The 1,124-nt window shown below is 68.2% G+C and carries 1 protein-coding gene; it reads right to left on the bottom strand.

Translation table 11 applies throughout. From position 1 onward, the window contains the following. Window positions 1–1,124: type VI secretion system tip protein TssI/VgrG (tssI, locus tag H1D44_RS20680; protein WP_181517149.1), on the bottom strand; the 1,124-nt coding region annotated here is incomplete at both ends.

Here is a 1,124-nt window from a genome sequence, read left to right as displayed (position 1 = left end):
ACCTCATGCCCAATCCGCGGAATGGCCATGCTACCGTAGCCGCCGCCGGCCCAGCCCTGGGAGACACGCACCCAGGCGCTCGGCGCTCTTCCAGCGGCTTCGCCTTCAGCCCCGGCGGTATTGGGTTCGGCGTAGCGATCCCAGGGAAACTGGACCTTGACCCGTCCGTGCTCGTCGCAGTGGATCTCTTCGCCCTCGGGGCCGACGACGAAGGCGATCTGCGGACCGTCGACGCGGGGCTTGGCGTTGGGCGTGGGGCGCCAGGCGCGGTCGGCGGGGGTGAGGATCAGTTCGTTGTCGAACTGGGTCATCTGGCCTAGGCCCGCCGCATCACTCTGCGTGACACCGTCTTCTTCCAGGGCCTGGGGCTGGCTGCCGGTGTGCGTCACTTTCACCACCTGCCAGTCGCGGTTGAGCTCACTGAGGTCGTGGTCGGTGAGGGTGAACTTGACCCCGGGGGCGAGCTCGGGCAGGTCGCTCTCGGCGGCGCAGGTCAGGGCGCCGCTTCTGAGGTGCTCGAGGCGGATACGGGTGAAGGCGTCGCCGGAGGCGTCGGCCTTGTAGCGCCCGGGGTAGTCGTAGTGTTCGTACTCTCCATCAACGACGCCACGCTGGGCGTGTTCTTCCAGGCCTTCAGCCGAGTGTTCGTGGAGCTGCGCATAGGCCGGGTTCTTGAACGAGTAGTCCTTGAGCGTGACCGAGGCCGGGGCGACCCGGGCGAGCTGCTCGAGCTTACGCACGTGGCGGCTCGGCGGGGTGCCGCCGGCGCGGCCGTGGTAGGTACGCTCGCCCAGGTGGGCCAGGGTCTGGGGGGCGTCGGCGAACACCAGGCGATGGGCACCGTTCGGCGCATCTTCGCCTGTCTCGAAGAACTCGTGAAAGTAGAACAGGCCCTCTTCGGCAGCCAGGCGCTCGACGAAGGCGAGATCGGTCTCCCGGTATTGCACGAGGAACTCTCTTTCCGGCAGCTCGCGGGTGACGGCGAAGGCGACATCGGTGAGGCCGCGCTCGTCGCACAGGGTGTTGAGCACGGTGAGCGGCGAGACGTCCTGGAAGATGCGCGAGTTGTGGCGCAGGTCGAGGCGCCACAGCGCCGGGCGGGCGACCAGGGAGTAGAGGGTGCG

Origin of the sequence: Billgrantia kenyensis, from assembly GCF_013697085.1 — a bacterium.
GTDB classification, from domain to species: Bacteria; Pseudomonadota; Gammaproteobacteria; order Pseudomonadales; family Halomonadaceae; genus Halomonas; species Halomonas kenyensis.
The sequence above is the reverse complement of the archived record's forward strand: the minus strand, read 5'-3'. Positions and strand labels throughout refer to the sequence as shown.